General features: G+C 74.8%; 19 protein-coding genes. 9 read left to right on the plus strand and 10 right to left on the minus strand.

Annotation, left to right across the window (positions count from 1 at the left end):
• Positions 1-2: 2 nt before the first annotated feature.
• Together ACH4PU_RS27855 and ACH4PU_RS27860 are read right to left on the minus strand one after the other, a co-directional pair.
• Positions 3-1,241, minus strand: coding sequence for a PP2C family protein-serine/threonine phosphatase (locus ACH4PU_RS27855; RefSeq protein ID WP_398277657.1), 1,239 nt, complete (start codon positions 1,239-1,241; stop codon positions 3-5).
• Positions 1,238-2,908: an ATP-binding protein gene (locus tag ACH4PU_RS27860; protein WP_398277660.1), complete on the minus strand. Its 1,671-nt coding sequence runs from the start codon at positions 2,906-2,908 to the stop codon at positions 1,238-1,240. The genes ACH4PU_RS27855 and ACH4PU_RS27860 overlap by 4 nt, the downstream gene beginning before the upstream one ends.
• Before the next feature lie 168 nt (positions 2,909-3,076).
• Here ACH4PU_RS27860 and ACH4PU_RS27865 point away from each other — a divergent pair, with 168 nt between their 5' ends.
• The 3 genes from ACH4PU_RS27865 (at position 3,077) to ACH4PU_RS27875 (ending at position 5,416) form a co-directional block, all read left to right on the plus strand.
• Positions 3,077-3,448, plus strand: a complete 372-nt coding sequence (locus ACH4PU_RS27865) for a hypothetical protein (RefSeq protein WP_398277664.1) — start codon at positions 3,077-3,079, stop codon at positions 3,446-3,448.
• Positions 3,448-3,882: a response regulator gene (locus ACH4PU_RS27870; RefSeq protein ID WP_398277667.1), complete on the plus strand. Its 435-nt coding sequence runs from the start codon at positions 3,448-3,450 to the stop codon at positions 3,880-3,882. The genes ACH4PU_RS27865 and ACH4PU_RS27870 overlap by 1 nt, the downstream gene beginning before the upstream one ends.
• Before the next feature lie 352 nt (positions 3,883-4,234).
• On the plus strand, positions 4,235-5,416 hold the full coding sequence (locus ACH4PU_RS27875) for an Ig-like domain-containing protein (RefSeq protein WP_398277670.1): 1,182 nt from the start codon (positions 4,235-4,237) through the stop codon (positions 5,414-5,416).
• A gap of 112 nt (positions 5,417-5,528) precedes the next feature.
• Here the strand turns inward: ACH4PU_RS27875 and ACH4PU_RS27880 are convergent, their stop codons facing one another.
• Positions 5,529-7,001: a hypothetical protein gene (locus tag ACH4PU_RS27880; RefSeq protein WP_398277673.1), complete on the minus strand. Its 1,473-nt coding sequence runs from the start codon at positions 6,999-7,001 to the stop codon at positions 5,529-5,531.
• A 299-nt stretch (positions 7,002-7,300) separates the two neighbouring features.
• Between ACH4PU_RS27880 and ACH4PU_RS27885 the strand changes: the two genes are divergently transcribed.
• Positions 7,301-7,672, plus strand: a complete 372-nt coding sequence (locus tag ACH4PU_RS27885; RefSeq protein WP_398277676.1) for a hypothetical protein — start codon at positions 7,301-7,303, stop codon at positions 7,670-7,672.
• Positions 7,673-7,771: 99 nt separating this feature from the next.
• On the opposite strand, the gene ACH4PU_RS27890 is transcribed toward ACH4PU_RS27885, so the two are convergent.
• The gene (locus ACH4PU_RS27890) at positions 7,772-8,473 is read right to left on the minus strand and encodes a hypothetical protein (protein ID WP_398277679.1); all 702 of its coding nucleotides are present in this window, start codon (positions 8,471-8,473) and stop codon (positions 7,772-7,774) included.
• Between the two features lie 117 nt (positions 8,474-8,590).
• Here ACH4PU_RS27890 and ACH4PU_RS27895 point away from each other — a divergent pair, with 117 nt between their 5' ends.
• Positions 8,591-9,034 carry an RICIN domain-containing protein gene (locus ACH4PU_RS27895; protein WP_398277682.1) on the plus strand — a complete coding sequence of 148 codons (444 nt, stop codon included), beginning with the start codon at positions 8,591-8,593 and terminating at the stop codon, positions 9,032-9,034.
• Positions 9,035-9,070: 36 nt separating this feature from the next.
• Here the strand turns inward: ACH4PU_RS27895 and ACH4PU_RS27900 are convergent, their stop codons facing one another.
• Positions 9,071-10,180 (minus strand): alkene reductase, encoded by a 1,110-nt coding sequence (locus ACH4PU_RS27900; protein ID WP_398277685.1) that lies wholly within the window; start codon positions 10,178-10,180, stop codon positions 9,071-9,073.
• 79 nt (positions 10,181-10,259) lie between these two features.
• Between ACH4PU_RS27900 and ACH4PU_RS27905 the strand changes: the two genes are divergently transcribed.
• Positions 10,260-10,628: a MerR family transcriptional regulator gene (locus ACH4PU_RS27905; protein ID WP_398277688.1), complete on the plus strand. Its 369-nt coding sequence runs from the start codon at positions 10,260-10,262 to the stop codon at positions 10,626-10,628.
• Positions 10,629-10,649: 21 nt separating this feature from the next.
• Here the strand turns inward: ACH4PU_RS27905 and ACH4PU_RS27910 are convergent, their stop codons facing one another.
• Entirely contained in the window at positions 10,650-10,967 is a 318-nt protein-coding gene (locus tag ACH4PU_RS27910) for an ArsR/SmtB family transcription factor (protein WP_398277691.1), read from the minus strand.
• Between the two features lie 128 nt (positions 10,968-11,095).
• Between ACH4PU_RS27910 and ACH4PU_RS27915 the strand changes: the two genes are divergently transcribed.
• Entirely contained in the window at positions 11,096-11,410 is a 315-nt protein-coding gene (locus ACH4PU_RS27915; protein WP_398277694.1) for a putative quinol monooxygenase, read from the plus strand.
• Positions 11,411-11,425: 15 nt separating this feature from the next.
• Here ACH4PU_RS27915 and ACH4PU_RS27920 read toward each other — a convergent pair whose 3' ends face one another.
• Positions 11,426-12,079 (minus strand): TetR/AcrR family transcriptional regulator C-terminal domain-containing protein, encoded by a 654-nt coding sequence (locus ACH4PU_RS27920; protein ID WP_398277697.1) that lies wholly within the window; start codon positions 12,077-12,079, stop codon positions 11,426-11,428.
• Between the two features lie 87 nt (positions 12,080-12,166).
• On the opposite strand from ACH4PU_RS27920, the gene ACH4PU_RS27925 reads away from it, so the two are divergent.
• A complete protein-coding gene (locus ACH4PU_RS27925; protein WP_398277700.1) occupies positions 12,167-12,598 on the plus strand; it encodes an ester cyclase in 432 nt (143 codons plus the stop codon).
• A gap of 15 nt (positions 12,599-12,613) precedes the next feature.
• Here ACH4PU_RS27925 and ACH4PU_RS27930 read toward each other — a convergent pair whose 3' ends face one another.
• Positions 12,614-13,306 carry a flavin reductase family protein gene (locus ACH4PU_RS27930; RefSeq protein ID WP_398277703.1) on the minus strand — a complete coding sequence of 231 codons (693 nt, stop codon included), beginning with the start codon at positions 13,304-13,306 and terminating at the stop codon, positions 12,614-12,616.
• Positions 13,307-13,421: 115 nt separating this feature from the next.
• Positions 13,422-13,988 (minus strand): helix-turn-helix domain-containing protein, encoded by a 567-nt coding sequence (locus tag ACH4PU_RS27935; protein WP_398277706.1) that lies wholly within the window; start codon positions 13,986-13,988, stop codon positions 13,422-13,424.
• Between the two features lie 90 nt (positions 13,989-14,078).
• Between ACH4PU_RS27935 and ACH4PU_RS27940 the strand changes: the two genes are divergently transcribed.
• Positions 14,079-14,885 (plus strand): RraA family protein, encoded by an 807-nt coding sequence (locus ACH4PU_RS27940; RefSeq protein WP_398277709.1) that lies wholly within the window; start codon positions 14,079-14,081, stop codon positions 14,883-14,885.
• A 359-nt stretch (positions 14,886-15,244) separates the two neighbouring features.
• On the opposite strand, the gene ACH4PU_RS27945 is transcribed toward ACH4PU_RS27940, so the two are convergent.
• Positions 15,245-16,822: an amidase gene (locus ACH4PU_RS27945; protein WP_398277728.1), complete on the minus strand. Its 1,578-nt coding sequence runs from the start codon at positions 16,820-16,822 to the stop codon at positions 15,245-15,247.
• Between the last annotated feature and the right edge of the window lie 43 nt (positions 16,823-16,865).

Genomic DNA, 16,865 nt, shown 5'->3' on the forward strand with positions numbered 1-16,865 from the left:
CCTCAGTCCGTCGCGCGCCAGTCCAGCCGGAGAATCGCCAGGTCGTCGGCGTGCCGTTCGGCGTTCAGGTCGCGGACGGTCCGGATGAGCCGGTCCAGCTGACGGTCCGGAGGCTCCTGCGACGGCACCCGGTTCACCAGGTCGACGAGGCCCTCCGCGCCCAGCCGGTGCGACCCAGGGCCGTCGTGGCCCTCGATCAGCCCGTCCGTGTACAGCGTCAGCGCCCCGGACCGCGGCATCGCGAGCCGGGTGGCCGGCCAGTGGCACAGGCCCGGCGCGATGCCCAGGGCCACCCCGTGCTCCGCCGTCACCGGCCGGGTCGTCCCCTCCGCCGTCAGCAGCGGCTCGTGGTGCCCGGCCAGGTGCAGGACGGCGGTGGACTCCCGCAGGTCCAGGGTGAGCAACGAGCAGGTGGCGAACATCTCGTGCCGGGTGCGCTCGGCCACCAGCATCCGCTCCAGCAGGTCCAGCAGCCGCTCACCGCGGTGTCCGGCCAGGGTCAGGGCCCGCCAGGTGATGCGCAGGGCCACGCCCAGCGCGGCCTCGTCGGGGCCGTGCCCGCTCACGTCGCCGATGAGGGCGTGCACGACGTGGTCGTCGGTCTGGACGACGTCGAGGAAGTCCCCGGCCAGCAGGGCGCTCTCCCGACCCGGCAGGTACCGGGTGGTGGCGGTCACGGCGGGGGACTCCAGCAGCGGCGTCGGCAGCAGACCGCGCTCCAGCCGGGTGTTCTCCTGCGCCCGCAACTGGGTGGCCTGGAGCTCCGCCTTGGCCCGCTCGGCCTGCTTGCGGTGCACCGCGTAGTGCACGGCGCGCTGCAGCAGCTCCGGCTCGACCTGCCCCTTCACCAGGTAGTCCTGGGCGCCCGCGGTGACCGCCCGCACCCCGGCCTGCGACTCGGCCAGCCCGGTGAGCACGATGACCGCCGCGTGCGGGTCGGCCTGCTGGACCGCGGTGACCGCGGCCGTGCCGGAGGCGTCCGGCAGGTGCAGGTCCAGCAGGACGCAATCGGCGTGGCCGGTGCCGTCCGCGCGCAGTTCCTCGCGGGCCTCGGCCAGCGTCTTGCGCCAGATCAGCGTGTGGTCCAGCCCGGTGTCGGCCAGCAGCTCCTCCACCAGGAGGGCATCCCCCGCGTCGTCCTCGACGAGCAGGACGCGGTAGTGCGGCGGCGCGGCGGTCTCCGGCTCGGGGCGGGCGCCGCCGGCCAGCCGCTCCGGGGCGTCGGACGTCTGCGCGGTCACGAGGCCGGCCGCCCGGTCCCGGCGGACACCGCTGCCCTGGGCTCGTCCGTCTCCGCTGCCCCGGACGCGTCCGCCTTCGCCGCCTCGGACTCGTCCGCCCCCGCGGCCGGCAGCGTGAAGACGACGCGGGCGCCGCCCTCGTGCTCCGGATCGACGGCGATCGTGCCCCCGTGGAACTCGACGATCTTGCGGCACATCGCCAGGCCGATGCCGGTCCCCGGGTACGCCTCCCGGGTGTGCAGCCGCTGGAAGAGGGCGAACACCTTCTCCGTGTACTCCGGCCCGATCCCGATGCCGTTGTCGGTGACGGCGAACCGCCAGACGTCGCCGTCCCGCTCGGCCGACACATGGATGGCCGGACGGCGGTCCGGCGCGCGGAACTTCACCGCGTTCGAGACCAGGTTCTGCCACAGCATGCCCAGTTGCGTCCGGTCGCCGACCACCGTGGGCAGGGGATCGTGGGTGATCTCCGCCCCCGACTCCTCGACCGGCACGCTCAGCGCGTCCAGCGTGGTCTCCAGGACGGCCTCCAGGTCCACGGTGTCGTGGTCGTTGTGCACCCGGCCGACGCGCGAGAAGGCCAGCAGGTCGTTGATGAGCACCTGCATGCGGTTGGCGCCGTCCACCGCGAAGGCGATGTACTGGTGCGCCCGCTCGTCCAGGCCGTCCCCGTACCGGCGTTGCAGCAGCTGGCAGAAGCTCGCCACCTTGCGCAGCGGCTCCTGGAGGTCGTGCGAGGCCACGTAGGCGAACTGCTCCAGCTCGGCGTTGGAGCGGCGCAGTTCGGCGGCCTGTTCGTCGAGCTGCGTGCGGGCCTTCTCGGTGAACTCCAGCTGGCCCACCATCCGCCGGCGCATCGCCTCCACGTCGCCGCTCAGCCGGCGCAGGTCGGCCGGGCCGGTGGCCGCGATCGGGTGCGCGAAGTGGCCCTGGGCCACCAGCCGGGCGTCCGAACCGAGCCGTTCCAGCGGGCCGGTGACGCCGCGTCGCAGTCCCTCGAAGATCAGGACGGCCACCAGGACGATCACCACGGCGATGGCCGCGAAGACCCCGTTGCGCAGCCGGCGGGTGTCGGCGAGGTCGTCGCCGGTGTCGGCCCGTTCCTGGGCCAGGTGCCGCTGCTGTTCCTGGAGGGACGTACGGACGGCGTCGAAGGGTCTCTTGCCGCCGCCCGCCCGTTCGAGGAGGCGCGCGGCCTCGGTACCCTGGGCCGCCGCGACCGGCCGGGCGACCCGCGCCTGCCACGCCTCGGCCCGCTCCAGCACCCGGTCCAGGTCCGCCCGGGCCGCCGGCTCGTCACCGACCAGCCGGCGCAGCCGTGCGACGGCCGCCTTCTCGTCGGCCAGTCCGTGGGTGTACGGCTCCAGGAAGTCCCGCCGGCCCGTGAGGCCGTAACCCCGCACGCCCGTCTCCTGGTTCACCAGCGCGCTCTCCAGGCGGACGGCCTCGACCAGCGCGGGGGAGCGGACGCCGACCAGGTGGTCGCTGATAGACGCGGTGCGGGCCAGTGCCCAGGTCCCCACGGCGCCGAGCACCGTGAGCACCACCAGCGTCGAGGTCACACCGACGCGCAGCCACCGGCGCGTCGTCCAGCCCGGCCGGCCGGCCGGGGCCGGCGTACCGCCGGTACGTCTCGCCCCGGTGGGGTCCCCGGGTGGGGATCCCACGGAACCGCCCTGTTGAGGAGCAGTTTCGACCGCCACGTTGCCCGCCTTCCGTCTCTCCGTTCCCCACGTTCCCCGGGCTGCTTCCCCGGCACCTGGGCAGCCATACCGTATCGGTACCGTGACAACAGTAGTTGTCGGGAGGGCGGCACAGGACCTAGGGTGGGCGCCATGCCCGGCACCCACTTCTCCCCGCGTCTCGCCGAAAGCGAGATCTCCGCGATGGTGGAGGAAGCGCTCGACGGCCTCGCACACCGCCTGGCCCACCGGTCGTTCCGCCTGCTGCCCGCCGCCGGCGGGCCCGCGGATCCCGACGGCGCCCGGGCCGAGGCCCTGGCCTACCTCCACATGCTGGTTCACCTGCAACGGGCGGTGCACCGCCTCACGGACCGCGCGGCCGAGGAGGCCGCGCGCACCGGGGCCGGCTACCCCCAGATCGGGCGGGCCTGCGAGATGAGCCGTCAGGGGGCCCGCAACCGCTGGCCCGGCATCGTGCACGCCACCACCCACCGTCCCCCGAAGCACACCGAGCGGAGCCGATGATGATGGCCGCCCCCGCGCGCCCCTACGACGTCCTTCTGGTGGAGGACGATCCGGCGGACGCGATGCTCATCAACGAGGCGCTCCTCGAACACGGAGCTGCCCGCAACATCACCCAGGTCCAGGACGGCATCGCTGCGCTGGACCACCTGCGCGACCCCGAGCGGCCCCGGCCGGACCTGATCGTGCTCGACCTGAACATGCCGCGGATGAACGGCCGGGAGTTGCTGGCCGTCCTCAAGGGGGACGAGGAACTGCGGACCATCCCGGTCGTCGTGCTGACCACGTCCTCCGCCCCGGACGATGTGACCGACGCCTACCGGCGGTACGCGAACGCGTACGTCACCAAGCCCGTCAACCTCGACGACTTCACCCGCGCGGTGCGCAGCATCGACGCCTTCTACCTGGACACGGCCACCAAACTGCCGCGGCAGTAAGGCGTTCCGGGCGGTGGCACCCTCCGGCTTCCGGAGCCGGTGCCGCCGCTCCGTCGTTTCCGGGGGCGGGACCCGGAGCGGGGCGGCCCCGGCCGCCCGTACGAACGCGACCTCGGCCGACGGGTTCGCAAGCGGCCCCGGCCGTCCGTACGGACGCGGACCGGGATCGTCCGTACGGATACGGACCGGGATCGTCCGAGCGATTCCCGCACAAATATCGTTTTTCCCACGAACCGTGGCGGCGCCCAGGTCATCTCTACAGGTGAGGCGGGGGGTTGTCGTACTTTTTGGCTTTCTCGGACCGGCAGCGGAGCCGGGCCCGCCGCGGTCTCGCTGTCTTGGAGGTTTTCACGTGCACGTCGGGAAGGGCCGTCGCCCCGTCCTGCTGATATCCGCCCTCATGGGCTCATTGGCGCTGTCCGCCTGCTCCGGGGGGTCCGGCGGTGGCTCCTCGGACGACGCGGGCCCCGCGGCCAAGGTCACCGTGAGCCCGGCGGCCGGCACCAAGGAGGTCAAGCTCGGCTCGCCGATCTCGGTCAAGGCCGACGGCGGCAAGCTGACCTCGGTGGAGGTGAAGGACGACAAGGGGGAGAAGGTCGAGGGGCGGCTGTCCGGTGACGGCGCCGCCTGGCAGTCGGCCGGCAAGGTCAAGCCGCAGACCACCTACACGGTGAAGACCGTGGCGGAGTCGGCCAAGGGCAAGAAGTCCGACTCGACCGCGACTTTCAGCACCCAGCAGGCGCCGAAGGTCAACAAGCTGACCAACACCCCGCAGAACGGGCAGACCGTCGGTACGGGCATGCCGGTCTCGATCCTCTTCGACCACAAGGTGGACAAGGACAAGCGGGCCGAGATCGAGAAGAACTTCAAGGTCACCTCCACCCCGCAGGTGGAGGGCGCCTGGGGCTGGGTGACCGACTACTCCGGCCAGGACCGCCTCGACTGGCGGCCCAAGACGTACTGGCCCAGCGGCACCAAGGTCTCCGTCAAGGGCTCGCTCGCCGGCGTCGACAGCGGCGAGGGCGGCTGGTTCGCCCGCGACTACGACTACGGCTTCACCATAGGCGCCGACCACAAGGCCGTCATCGACGTCCCCGGCCACACGCTGACCATGTACGAGAACGGCAAGCCGGTCGGCAGCGTCAAGGGCTCCGCCGGCTCCCCGGAGGCCCCGACCCGCGGCGGCATCCACACGGTCCGCAGCAAGAACGCGGACGAGACCATGGACTCGTCCACCATCGGCTACGGCAACCAGTGGATGCTGGACGCCAAGTGGGTCACTCACATGACCGCCTCCGGCACCTTCCTGCACTCCGCCCCCTGGAACAACCAGATCGGCGTGGTCAACAACAGCCACGGCTGCTTCGGCATGACCACCGAGGACGCCAAGCGGACCTACGACTTCCTGCCCATCGGCTCCACCGTGGAGGTCAAGGGCACCACCAACACCGAGAAGACCGATGTGGGCAACGGGCTCGAGGTCTGGCAGGAGACGTGGGAGCAGTGGCAGAAGCGCAGCGCGCTCAAGGGCTGACACGCCTCACGCGCACGGCGCGCTGAGGGACCGGCGCGGAGGCGCGCTCGGGTCCGCGCCCGACGGGGCGGCCGGGAGGGAGACCTCCGGGCCGCCCCGTCCGGCGTTCCGGTCACGGGAGTTGACCCAGGACCCCGCCGTCCCGCAGCGCGCGCACCGCGCGCGGGGACAGCGGGCGGAGCGCCTCGCGCAGGGTGTAGCCGTCGCGGTAGCGGTCGATGGCGTCGGCGACCCGCAGCGAGACGTAGGAGCAGGTGCCCGTCCGGAGGTTGACGGCCAGGGCGCGGTCGGCGCGCGTGCTGCGCCGGCCGACGACGACGTCGGGGTCCAGGCCGCGGACGGAGTCCGGGTGCGGACCCGGGGGCGGCAGGTAGGCGCCGGCGACCCGGCCGGGGGCGAGCCGGCCAGCCCGGGCCAGCGGGCGGCCGAGCGCCGCGGCGAGGGCGGTGAGTTCCTCGGCGGACGGGAGGTCCGGATCGAGCACGGGACGTCGCCGCGCCAGATCGGGACCGGCGTCCCCCAGCGTCACCGGCGTGGAGGCCCAGAACGGATCGCCCCAGTCGGCCGGCCAGTCGAAGCGGCGGAGCCCGATCACCCGGTCCACGGTGTCCTCCAGCCGGGCCAGCGACTCCTCCGCCGCCTCGGGCGGGATCCCGGGCGCGCCGAGCCAGAGTTCGGCGACGACGGTCGTGCCCCGGTCGCGGGCCGTGCCGACGGCGGAGGCGAGCCGGTCCCAGGACAGCTCGGTGCCGCCGCGGCCCACCGCACGGTCGGCGGCGGCGCAGACACCTATGACGGCGAGGCGGGGAAGCCGGCCGGGCCCGGAGGGGCCGGCTGTGCCGGCTGCGGCGCCAGGCACCACTCCGCCCACCAGTTCCCGCAGCCCCACCCGGCCCGCCCAGGGGTCGGGCGGCAGTGGGTCGGCCGCGCGTTCGCGCCAGCGCAGGCCGTCGTCGGGGGCCGGGCCGAACGGGTCCGCGAGCTCCCAGGCCATGCCCCGGGGCGCGGGTGTGAGGCGGGCGCCGGCGAACGGCGGCAGATGGCCGAGCGCCGGCGCGTGGGCGGTCGCCCAGCGGCCCGTGAGCTCCATGCGCCGCGCGCGGGGGAGCAGCGCCCGGGCGAGGGCGACGGCGGCGGGCACCTGCTGCTCGCGTTCGACGACCAGCCGTACGACGGCCCCGCGCGGCACGTCCGCGCACGCCCCCGCCATGGCGCCGTCGTACGGGGCCGGGGCGGCCGCGGCGCGCAGGACGTCGACGGTGGACTCCAGGCTTCCGTCGGCCGGTTCGAGGTCGTCCAGGCCCAGCCGTACGCCGTGCCCCGGCTCGTGGAGCGCGCCCAGCACCGCGCCGAGCCCGCGCAGCCGGTGCAGCCTGGGCCGGGAGGCGTCGCCCAGGGCGCGGGTGCCCGCCGTCGCCATGAGCCGGTCACCGGGCGCCCGCGACCGGGTGCGCAGCGCGCCGCGCGCGGCCTGGCGGGTCAGCTCGGCGACGAAGCGGCGGCCGACGTCGACGACCGTGGCGCCGTCGGGCACTTCGGCGAGCCGCAGGGTGGGGTCGGCGCCGGGCGGGACGATGAGGATCATGCTGCTCCCGCTGTCGCGTGTGGTGGGCTGCCGTGAACTGCCGTGGTCCGGGATGGAATTGACGCGACGTACACCAGACAGCTCCACCATATCAGGGTGAAGTGGGACGTTGGCCCCTGTCTCTCCCTCAAAGGGGGCGCCCCATTTCTCCTTTACTTGCGGGAACTCCGCCCCCGCGTCCCCGGCGGAGCCGGCAAAACCCGCCCCCGGGACGGCAGTCGAAAGATCTGGAAACCTGGATTCCACTCCTGCTACGCTCCCCGCGTTGATCTTGCACACCACCAAGGGGGAACCTCACCATGCGCCGTCGCGCCGCCCTCACCATGGCCGCCTGCATAGCCGCCGGCACCACGCTGCTCGCCACTCCCGCGCACGCCTCCGGGAGCGACCGCGTCAAGTGCACCAGCATGAGCAATGGCCAGCTCTGCATCTCGCTGAACACCAGCCCCTCGCGCATCGAGCTCATCTACACCAAGAAGGCCGGCTCCCCCATCAAGGCCCACCTCGGCTTCCGCTCCAACGGCACCACCTGGGGCGAGCTGAAGACCATCAGCAACGGCGAGCGCGCCAACAGCACCTGGAACATGAGCTACCCCTGTGACCGCAAGTACGTGGGCCTGATCAAGGTCGACGGCCAGGGCACCTTCGAGACCCCGCCGGCCACCTGCTGACGGCCGCCTGCTGACGGGCACGGCGAAACGCCGGAGGGCGCGAGGGGCGGCGGGCCCCTCGCGCCCTCCGGCGTACCCCGGAAGAACGGCCGCCCGGCGTCAGCCGCCCAGCGGCAGCAGGTACTCGACGGCCCGCCGGTCCGTCGGGACGAAGCCGACGGCGGTCAGGGCCGCGCCCAGGGTGTCGTCGTCGGGCGCCGCGTACGCCTCGGCCGCGCGGACGGACGGATGGGCCTCGCGTACCCGGCGCACCACCGCCGCGACCAGGGCCGTCAGCTCGTCGGGGGTGTGCTCCTCCTCGCGGTCGTGCACCAGGACGGCGGTGTCCTCCTCGATCTCCACGTCGAACAGCGCGTCCTCCAGGCCCAGCCGGAAGACCGCGTCCTCACCCGCCGGCCGCTCCTCCACCGCCCCGGCCCCGCCGGGCTCGGTGCGGGCGGCGGACAGCTCCAGCCGCCACCAGCGGTAGACGTCGCCGTCCTCGGTGGCGCCGAGCTCCTCCGGTACGGACGGGGGCATCTCGTCGGACTCGGCGACCCAGCGCAGTGCGGTGCCGCCCGCCGCGCCGGCCAGCGCCGCCGCCTCGCGCAGCATGGGGACCAGCGCCTCGAAGGCCCCCTCGGGCACGGCGACGAAGCGGAGGGCCGGGTCGTCGGCCCCCAGGTCGAGGACGACGACCGAACCGATGACCGCGCCGTCCTCGCGTGCCAGGACGACCGCCGTGGTGCGCTCGTCCTCCCAGTGACCGGCGGGGTCGGTGGCGTCGGTGCGCTCGCGACAAACCTCAAGAGAAACAGACATACCCTGATCATCCCCTATTCCGGCGCGGAGGGTGCGGCCCGCGCCGCGCGTTACGATCATGGTCTTCACCGGCGGCTTCATCGGCATCTTCACCGGCGCACACGGGGGCAGACAGGCATGGAAGGCACGTACCGCATCCGCAACGTCCACAGCGGCCTGCTGCTGCGCGTCGCCGGCGGGAGGGCGGGCGGCGGCGCCCCCGTCGTGCAGGGCGCGGGCGACGGCACGCCCGCCGAACTCTGGCGCGTCTCGCCCGTGCACGAGGGCAGCGGCCTGCACCACGTCGTGAACGCCGGCAGCGGCAAACGGCTGGACGTGGCCAACGCGTCGGTCGAGAACGGCGCCACCGTCCAGCAGTGGAAGGCCAACGGCTACGGCGCCCAGGAGTGGCTGGTCGAGGAACTGGTCGAGGACCCGGGCACCGTCACCCTCGTCGCCCACATCAGCGGCCTGCTCCTGGAGGTCGCCGACGCGGCCACCGAGGAGGGTGCCCGGGTCCAGCAGTGGGAGGACCGCGACATCCCCGCCCAGTGGTGGCGCCTGGAGCCCGCCGCCGGCTGAGCGGCGGCCCGGGGACGGACCGCGGCGCTCTCGCTCTCAGGCCGCCGGGACGGTGACGCGCACCCCGTCCTCCGCCGGACGGCCGGTGAGAACGGTGTAGCCCTCGGGACCGTGCGTGTAGAGGTGCGCGGTGTCCGGCGCGGCGAGCGGCAGGTCCGCCGCCAGCCGCCGGGGCAGGTCCGGGTTGCTCAGGAAGGCGCGCCCGTACGAGACGAGGTCGGCGGTGCCCGCGCGCAGGACGGCCTCGCCGGCCGCCCGGTCGGTCGGGGCGCGGTTCTCGCCCACGTTGCCGATCACCGTCGTGCCCCGCAGCAGCGGCCGGAGCTCCGCCAGGGCCGGGTAGTCGGACGCCTGGCTGAGGTGCGCATACGCCAGGCCGAGCGGCGCGAGCGCGGTCGCCAGGGCCCGGTAGACCGGCCCCGGGTCGGCCTCGGCCATGCCGGACTGCGGATTGCCGGGGGACAGCCGGATCGCCGTGCGGTGCGGGCCGACGGCGTCGGCCACGGCCTCCACGGCCTCCCGCGCGAACCGGATCCGGCCGGACACGTCCCCGCCGTACGCGTCGGTGCGCAGGTTGGTGCCGTCCGCCAGGAACTGGTGGATCAGGTAGCTGTTGGCGCCGTGGAGTTCGACGCCGTCGAAACCGGCCCGGACGGCGTTCCGGGCGGCGCGCGCGTAGCCCTCGACCGTATCCGCGATGTCCCGCGCGGTCATCGCCCGCGGAACCGCCGGTGCGCGCTTGCCCGCACGGGTGTGCTGGAGGCCCGGGAGCGGGACGGCCGACGGCGCCGTCGGCCGGCCGCCGTCGATCCGGGCGAGCGGGTGGGCGTGCCGTCCGCCGTGCATCAGCTGCGCGAAGATCACCCCGCCCGCGGCGTGCACGGCCGTGGTGACCCGTCGCCAGCCCGCGACCTGGGCCTCGGTGGCGAGTCCCGGCTGCCGCCACAGGCTCTGGCCGGCGAAGACGGGCCAGACGCCCTCCGTCACGATCAGCCCGGCGCCCGCGCGCCGGGCGTAGTAGTCGGCCGCGAAGGGCAGCGGGACGCCGTCCTCGTCGGCCCGCAGCCGGGTCATGGGCGCCATCACGATGCGGTTCCCGAGCCGCAGTGTGCCGCTGGTGTACGGGGTGAGCAGTGGGGAAGTCATGCGGGAACCGTAGGATCTGACACCGGCGTCAGTTTCAAGTCGGCGGCGCCGTGACGAGGTGCGAGCGCGGGGGGAAGGCGTGCGGATCGGGGAGCTGTCCCGCAGGACCGGCGTCAGCGAACGGGCGCTGCGCTACTACGAGCAGCAGGGCCTCCTGGCCGCGGAACGCACCGCGGGCGGCCACCGCGAGTACGAGGAATCCGCCGTCGACCGCGTGGTGTGCATCCTGGAGCTGTTCGCCGCGGGCCTGTGCAGCGGCAAGATCGCGCAGTTGCTGCCGTGCCTGCCCGGGCAGGGCGGCCGGGAACGGGCCTCGGAGGAGCTCATCGCCGGGCTGCTGGACGAACGCGACCGGCTGGACCGCGCGATACAGGACCTGCGGCGCTCGCGCGGCGTCCTCGACGACGTGATCCGCGAGGCGCGGGGCGCCCGGCCCGCCGGCGGTTAGCGGCGGGCGCCCCCGTCCTCGCTACTCCACGGCCTCGGCCGCCACGATGTCCAGCAGCCCCGGGAACCGCTGTTCGATGTCGGCCCTGCGCAGCCGGGCCATCCTGCTGTTGCCCCGGTCCACCTGCCGGACCAGGCCGGCCTCGCGCAGCGCGCGGAAGTGGTGGGTGACGGTCGCCTTGGACACCGGCAGCGCGAACGAACTGCACGTCCGCGCCGTGCCCTCGGGCGCTCGCGCCAGTTCCCGCACCACCCGGCGGCGCAGCGGGTCGGCCAGCGCGGCGAGCACCGCGCCGAGTTCGATCTCCTCGACGGCAGGGTGGCCTTCGTCGTCGGGCACCGTGTGTCTCCCTTCGGGCCGGGCCGGTAGGTACGGCTTGCATCATACCTGAGGTGTCGACTAGCGTGCCGTGCCATAGGTACGAGATCAGCCGTACCTCCCGTCGTGTCACCCGAGGAGACCGCCCCATGACCCAGCCGTTCACGCTCGTCGGCGTCGCCCGCCCCAAGCCCGAACGGGCCGCGGAACTCAAGGAGTTGCTGCTGTCCTTCGTCGAGCCCACCCGGCGGGAACCGGGGTGCCTGGAGTACCACTTCCACGAGGACCGCGACGAGCCGGGCGTCTTCGTCTTCTACGAGGCGTGGCGCTCCCGCGCCGACCTCGACGCCCACCTGGCGCTGCCGCACATCCGGGACTTCCAGGAGCGCCGCATGGACTACCTCGCATCCGACCTGGAGGTGCGCTTCCTGGCCATGCACAGCCCCTACCGGCCGGCCGCCTGAGCCCCGCCTGCCGGGTCAGCCCCCGACCCCCGCCCCGAACCCCGTGATCAGCGCCTCCACCGCGAAGGCGAACCGCTCCGCGTCGTCGGTCCCCGCGCCCGTCCGCGCCGCCTCGCCGGTCAGCGGGTACCGGTGGGGGTCCAGGGTGGCGAGGTCCGCGGCCGAGCCGGGGCCGTCGGGCGTGGCGAGGGCGCACTCGGCGGCGGCGTGGCTGACGACCAGCAGGGTCAGCGAGTTGAGCGCGTGGAGGGCGCGCCCCAGCGGGAAGCCGGCGGAGGTGAGGACGCGGAGCCCGCGCTCGACGGCGTCCAGGGCGGCCGGGGTCGCGGCGGGCCGCGCCGCGGCGAGCGGCAGGACGCCCGGGTGCCCCAGCAGCGCCGTGCGCAGGGCGTCCGCGTACGCCCGCAGCCAGGGCCGCCAGCCGTCCGGGGCGCCCTCGACGGGGGCGGCGCCGGCGAAGACCCGTTCCACCAGGCCGTCCAGCAGTGCATCCTTGCCGGGGACGTGGTGGTAGAGGGTCATGGCCTCCACGCCGAGCGCCGCGCCCAGCCGGCGCATCGTCAGTGCCTTCAGCCCCTCCCGGTCCACGAGTTCCACCGCGGCGTCCAGGACCCGCTCCCGGGTCAGCCCGGCCCGTTCCCCTCGCGCCCTCTTGGCCTCGGCCGGCATGCGCCCTCCTGTTCTCCTTGACTTTCTTACATCGTAAGTCCACCCTGATGGCGGCACGAGACTTACATTGTAAGAAGGAAGAGGGCAGTGGACACCCAGCACCCCGGCAAGCGGCTCGTCGCGGACTTCCTCCGGGCGGTCGGCGAGCGCCGGCTCGACGACCTGCCCCGCTACCTGGCCCCTGACGTCGTCGACCACAACAAGATCATCGTGGGGGAGCCGGACGAGCCGGGAGCGGCCTTCGAGGGGATCCGCCGGCAGCTCGCCGCGTTCGGCGAGTTCGCCGTCCGGACGGACGGGCTCGTCGCCGAGGGCGGCACGGTCGTGGCCCGGCTCACCGTCAGCGGCCGGCACACCGGCGAGCACCCCCGCATGCCCCGCCCGACCGGACGAACCTTCGCGGTGGAGCAGATCTGGGTGTTCACGGTGGCCGACGGCCGGATCACCGAGATCCGCGCGGTCAGCGACCGGCTGGGCATGTTCCTCCAGCTCGGCTGGGACTGGCCGGAGGCGGACTGACCCGCTGCCGGAGCGTCAGCGGACCGGCGTCTCCCGCGCCCGGTCGACGTCCGGGCTCCGGTACCACCGCTCCGGGATGCTCGCCAGCCGCGAGCCGTGCACCCGCGGCCCCAGCCCGTACAACCGCTGGAAGCTCATCACCAGCGGCCGCCAGGCGTCGGGGTCCACATGGTCGTCCGTGCCCGGCAGCCGGATCCCGTCATGGACGAGCACCCGCCGCACCCGCACCTCGAACGCCACGATCGAGCCGCGCTGCCGCTCGTCGTCCTCGCCGATCGGGTGCACCGCCTCCAGGACCGCCTCCATGGCGACCGGGCACTCGGCCACCCGCGGCGGAGCCACCGTCTCGGACGGTACGGGGGTGAGCCCGGCCCGCCCGAACTTGTCCGGCACGTGCCGGTAACCGCGCTCCTCCTTGCGCGGCGGCACCGGGTTCCGCCCGGTGGTGAGCGCGAGCCGGTCGACGTGGCCGGCGAGGGCGTCGGACGGCAGGTTGAGGACGCACTCCCGGGTGCGCGTCAGGTTCAGGCTGGTCTGCGCCCGGGCGGAGAGCCCGAGCACGGCCCGCCAGCCGAGCCAGAACACCGAAGACATGGGGGCGAGGTTGGGCGTGCCGTCCTCGTTCTCGGTGGAGAGCAGCACCACCGGGGTGCCGAAGTACAGGATGTTCGGTTCGATGCGCGTATGCGTGGGGTTGATCGTGGTCACGGGCGCAAGCCTGGCCCGGGCGGGCGGCGTTGTCCGGCGGAGATCGGACGTCGCGTTCGCCATCGGAGCCACCGGAGCCACCGGAGCCACCGGCGGGGCCGACGAGGCCGGCGGGTCACGGCAGCACGGTGAACAGGGCGTACCGCGCCGGCTCCGGGCCCGGACAGCGGACGCGCGACCGGCCCCAGAGCCGGAAGCGCAGACAGTCGCCCGCCCGCAGAACGTGCGCACCACCGGCCGCCGCCACCTCCACCACCCCTTCCAGCACCCACACGTGCTGCTCCACCCCGGGCACCCGCGGAGCCTCGCACACCACCTCCGCCCCGGGCCGCAGGACGTGCTCGGCGATCTCGCCGCGCAGCCCGGGCCCCGGCGGCGAGACCGACCGTCGTACGGCACCCGCCTCGTCGTCGCTCCGCACCGACTGCCGGCCCGCCCGCACCGGCCGCGGCGCACCGTCCTCCACCTCGGCGAGCACCTGGGCCGCCGTCCGCCCGAACGCCGCGCACACGCGGGCCAGTTGGACGGCGGTCGGACTGATCTCGGCCCGCTCCAGCCGCGACAGCGTCGAACGGCTGACACCCGTCCGGCGCGCGAGCTCGTCCAGCGGCCAGTCGCGCTCCGCCCGCAGCGCCGCCAGCCGGTGCGCCAGTCGCAGCCGCGCCTCCTGATCGTCTCTCACCCCCGGGACCGTATCCCAGTACCGGGAGACACCTCCCGGCGAGGCCGACGGGCATGGCAGCGTGGGCCCTTCGGCACAGGAGGAACACCCATGGACCACGAAGAGCTCACCCGGCGCTTCTCCGCGCTGACCACCGCGCACGTCGCCGACGCCTGCGTACGCGCCGCGCTCCCGGTGCGCGCCGCGCCGCCGGACGTCCGCCCCCTCGCCCCCGGCAGCCGCCTGGCCGGGCGGGCGTGCCCGGCGCGCCACGTCGGCAGCGTGGACGTCTTCCTGGAGGCGTACGCGGCGGCGGCCCCCGGCGACGTGCTCGTCGTCGACAACGACGGACGGCTCGACGAGGCGTGCGTCGGCGACCTCGCCCTCCTGGAGGCCCGGCAGGCCGGCCTGAGCGGCGTGGTCGTCTGGGGCCTGCACCGCGACACGGCGGACCTGCGGGCCATCGGCCTGCCCGTCTTCAGCCTGGGCGCCACCCCGCCGGGCCCCCGCCGCCTCGACCCCCGGCCCCCGGAGGCGCTGCGCTCCGCCGTCGTGGGGGAGTGGACGGTGGACCGGACGGACCTCGTCCTCGGCGACGACGACGGCGTCCTCTTCGTCCCCGCCGCCCGCGCCGACGAACTCCTCACCCTCGCCGCCGGCATCCGCGACACCGAACGCGACCAGGCCGAACGGATGCGCTCCGGCGTCTCGTTGCGCGAACAGGTCCGCTTCGACCTACCTCGCCCGGCACCGGGAGAACCCCGCACTGACCTTCCGCGAGCACTTGCGGACGGTGGGCGGGGCGATCGAGGAGTGAGGCGGGTGCGGTGCGCCGCTCGTGCGACGCGTGGGGGTCCGAGCGGGCGTCCGGACGTCGGCGTGGCCCCGATCCCGTGTGACGCGTCCGGACCGGCCTGAGGCAGGCGAGGGCGGTCGGCGCGGGCGGCGAGGAGCGACAGCCCGCACCGGTCGCGGGGCGCGTGTGGCCGGCATCGGTGTCACACGGCGCGAGCACAGCGGCGTCGACTCCCGCGGAGGGTGGGGCCGGGCCCGGGCCGGCTTCCGTGCGGCGTGTGCCGGAGCGGCGTAGGAGGGGGCCGGGCGGCATCGGGGAGGGCGGGCCGCCCTCGGGCCCGCGGGGCATGGCCGGGCCCGGCGAGTGTGCGTGCCACGAGAACCGGCGCCGCGCTCCGGCGGGCACGGACCGTCGCGGAGGCACCGGGTGGCGCCGCTCTCGCGGACGCCGGGGCGGGCCGGCGCCGGTTCCGTGGGCGTGGTCAGGGCAGCGTCGGCAGGCAGCAGGGCGGCGTACGGGCCGGGCCTGCCTGCTCGAAGGCGTACGCGCAGCCGAGCACCAGCGCGTCGCCGCCCCGCGCCCCGACGAACGAGACGCCCAGCGGCAGCACGCCGTGGGCGTACCCGGCAGGCACGGTGACGTGCGGGTTCCCGGCCACCGCGGCGTCCCGGGTGACGGCCGCGTACGGGCCGTCACCCGTCGTCCCGGCGAGCAGCGGGGCGGGACCGGCGGTGGGCGTGACGAGCACGTCCAGCCGGTGCCGGGCCAGCGTGCCGTCGAGCGCCCGCCGGGCGAGCCGGACCGCGGCGGCCCGGTGCCGACGGTAGACCGGGTCGCGGAGATCGCCGCCGGTGCGCTCCGCCCGTTCGAGGACGTCCTGGCCGAAGAGGGCCAACTCCGTCGCCGCGTGCCGGACGTTGTACGCGATGACGCCGGCCAGGTTCTTCGGGTGCGACCCGGGCGTGGCGGCGAGCCAGGCGCCGACGTCATGCCTGAACTCCGTCAGCAGGGCCGGTTCCAGGTGCCGTTCCGCCTCCTCGTCCGTGTCGGGCAGGTCCACGTCCTCGACGAGGACGGCGCCCAGGCCGCGGATCCGCTCGACGGCGTCGTCGAACACCCGCTCCGTCCACGGGTCGAGGCCCGCCGGGCGCCGGACGCCGACGCGCCGGCCGCGCAGCGCGCCGCGGTCGAGCACCGCGCCGGGGCCGGCGGGCAGGGCGCTCCCGGCGCGGGCGGTGACCGGGTCGGCCGGATCGGGGCCGTGGATGGCCCACAGCACCAGCGCCGCGTCGGCGACCGTACGGGCGAGGGGGCCGGCGGTGTCCTGGCGGGTGGAGAGCGGCACGATGCCGCCCCGACTGACCAGCCCGCGCGTGGGCTTGAACCCGACGGTGCCGGTGACGCTCGCCGGCAGGACGACCGAACCGTCCGTCTCGGTGCCGATCGCCGCCACGGCCAGCCCGGCCGCCACGGCCACCGCCGAACCGCTGGACGACCCGGAGGGGCTGCGGTCGAGCACGTACGGATTGCGGGTCTGGCCCCCGGTCGCGCTCCAGCCCGCCACGGAGTCCTCGGACCGGAAGTCGGCCCACTCCGTCATGTTGGCCTTGCCCAGGATCACGGCCCCGGCCTCCCGCAACCGCCGCACCAGGAACGCGTCCACGCCCGGCCGGGCCCCGAGCAGGGCCGTGGAGCCGGCGGTGGTCGGCTGCCGGTCCGCTGTGCCGACGTTGTCCTTGAGCAGGATGGGAATCCCTTCCAGCGGCCCGCGCGCCCGGCCGGCGCGGCGCAGCGCGTCACTTCGGTGCGAGAGGGCCACGGCATCGGGGTTGACGGTCGTCACCGCGCGGAGCAGCGGGTTCAGCCGCTCGATCCGCTCGACGAGGGCCAGGGTGAGGCGCTCGGAGGTCAAGTGGCCCTGTGCCATCGCCCCTTGCAGGTCGGCGATCGTGCACCGCTCGAGGTCGAGGTCTCGATCGGGGTCGGGGGGGGGGGGGGGGGGGGGCCGCCGGGGCCCCGGGGGGGGGGGGCCCCCCCGGCCGGGGCCCCCGGCCCGCACCCCCGGGGCCGGGGACGGGCCCCAGCGCCGACCCCCCGCCCGG

It is taken from the genome of Streptomyces sp. NPDC021100 (assembly GCF_044333095.1).
In the GTDB taxonomy this organism is placed as follows: domain Bacteria; phylum Actinomycetota; class Actinomycetes; order Streptomycetales; family Streptomycetaceae; genus Streptomyces.

Bases quoted from the DNA above. Each gene is read 5' to 3' on its own strand.
- ACH4PU_RS27865 (WP_398277664.1), top strand. From the start codon at position 3,077: ATGCCCGGCACCCACTTCTCCCCGCGTCTCGCCGAAAGCGAGATCTCC.
- ACH4PU_RS27870 (WP_398277667.1), top strand. From the start codon at position 3,448: ATGATGGCCGCCCCCGCGCGCCCCTACGACGTCCTTCTGGTGGAGGAC.
- ACH4PU_RS27880 (WP_398277673.1), bottom strand. From the start codon at position 7,001: ATGATCCTCATCGTCCCGCCCGGCGCCGACCCCACCCTGCGGCTCGCC.
- ACH4PU_RS27885 (WP_398277676.1), top strand. From the start codon at position 7,301: ATGCGCCGTCGCGCCGCCCTCACCATGGCCGCCTGCATAGCCGCCGGC.
- ACH4PU_RS27890 (WP_398277679.1), bottom strand. From the start codon at position 8,473: ATGTCTGTTTCTCTTGAGGTTTGTCGCGAGCGCACCGACGCCACCGAC.
- ACH4PU_RS27895 (WP_398277682.1), top strand. From the start codon at position 8,591: ATGGAAGGCACGTACCGCATCCGCAACGTCCACAGCGGCCTGCTGCTG.
- ACH4PU_RS27900 (WP_398277685.1), bottom strand. From the start codon at position 10,180: ATGACTTCCCCACTGCTCACCCCGTACACCAGCGGCACACTGCGGCTC.
- ACH4PU_RS27915 (WP_398277694.1), top strand. From the start codon at position 11,096: ATGACCCAGCCGTTCACGCTCGTCGGCGTCGCCCGCCCCAAGCCCGAA.
- ACH4PU_RS27920 (WP_398277697.1), bottom strand. From the start codon at position 12,079: ATGCCGGCCGAGGCCAAGAGGGCGCGAGGGGAACGGGCCGGGCTGACC.
- ACH4PU_RS27940 (WP_398277709.1), top strand. From the start codon at position 14,079: ATGGACCACGAAGAGCTCACCCGGCGCTTCTCCGCGCTGACCACCGCG.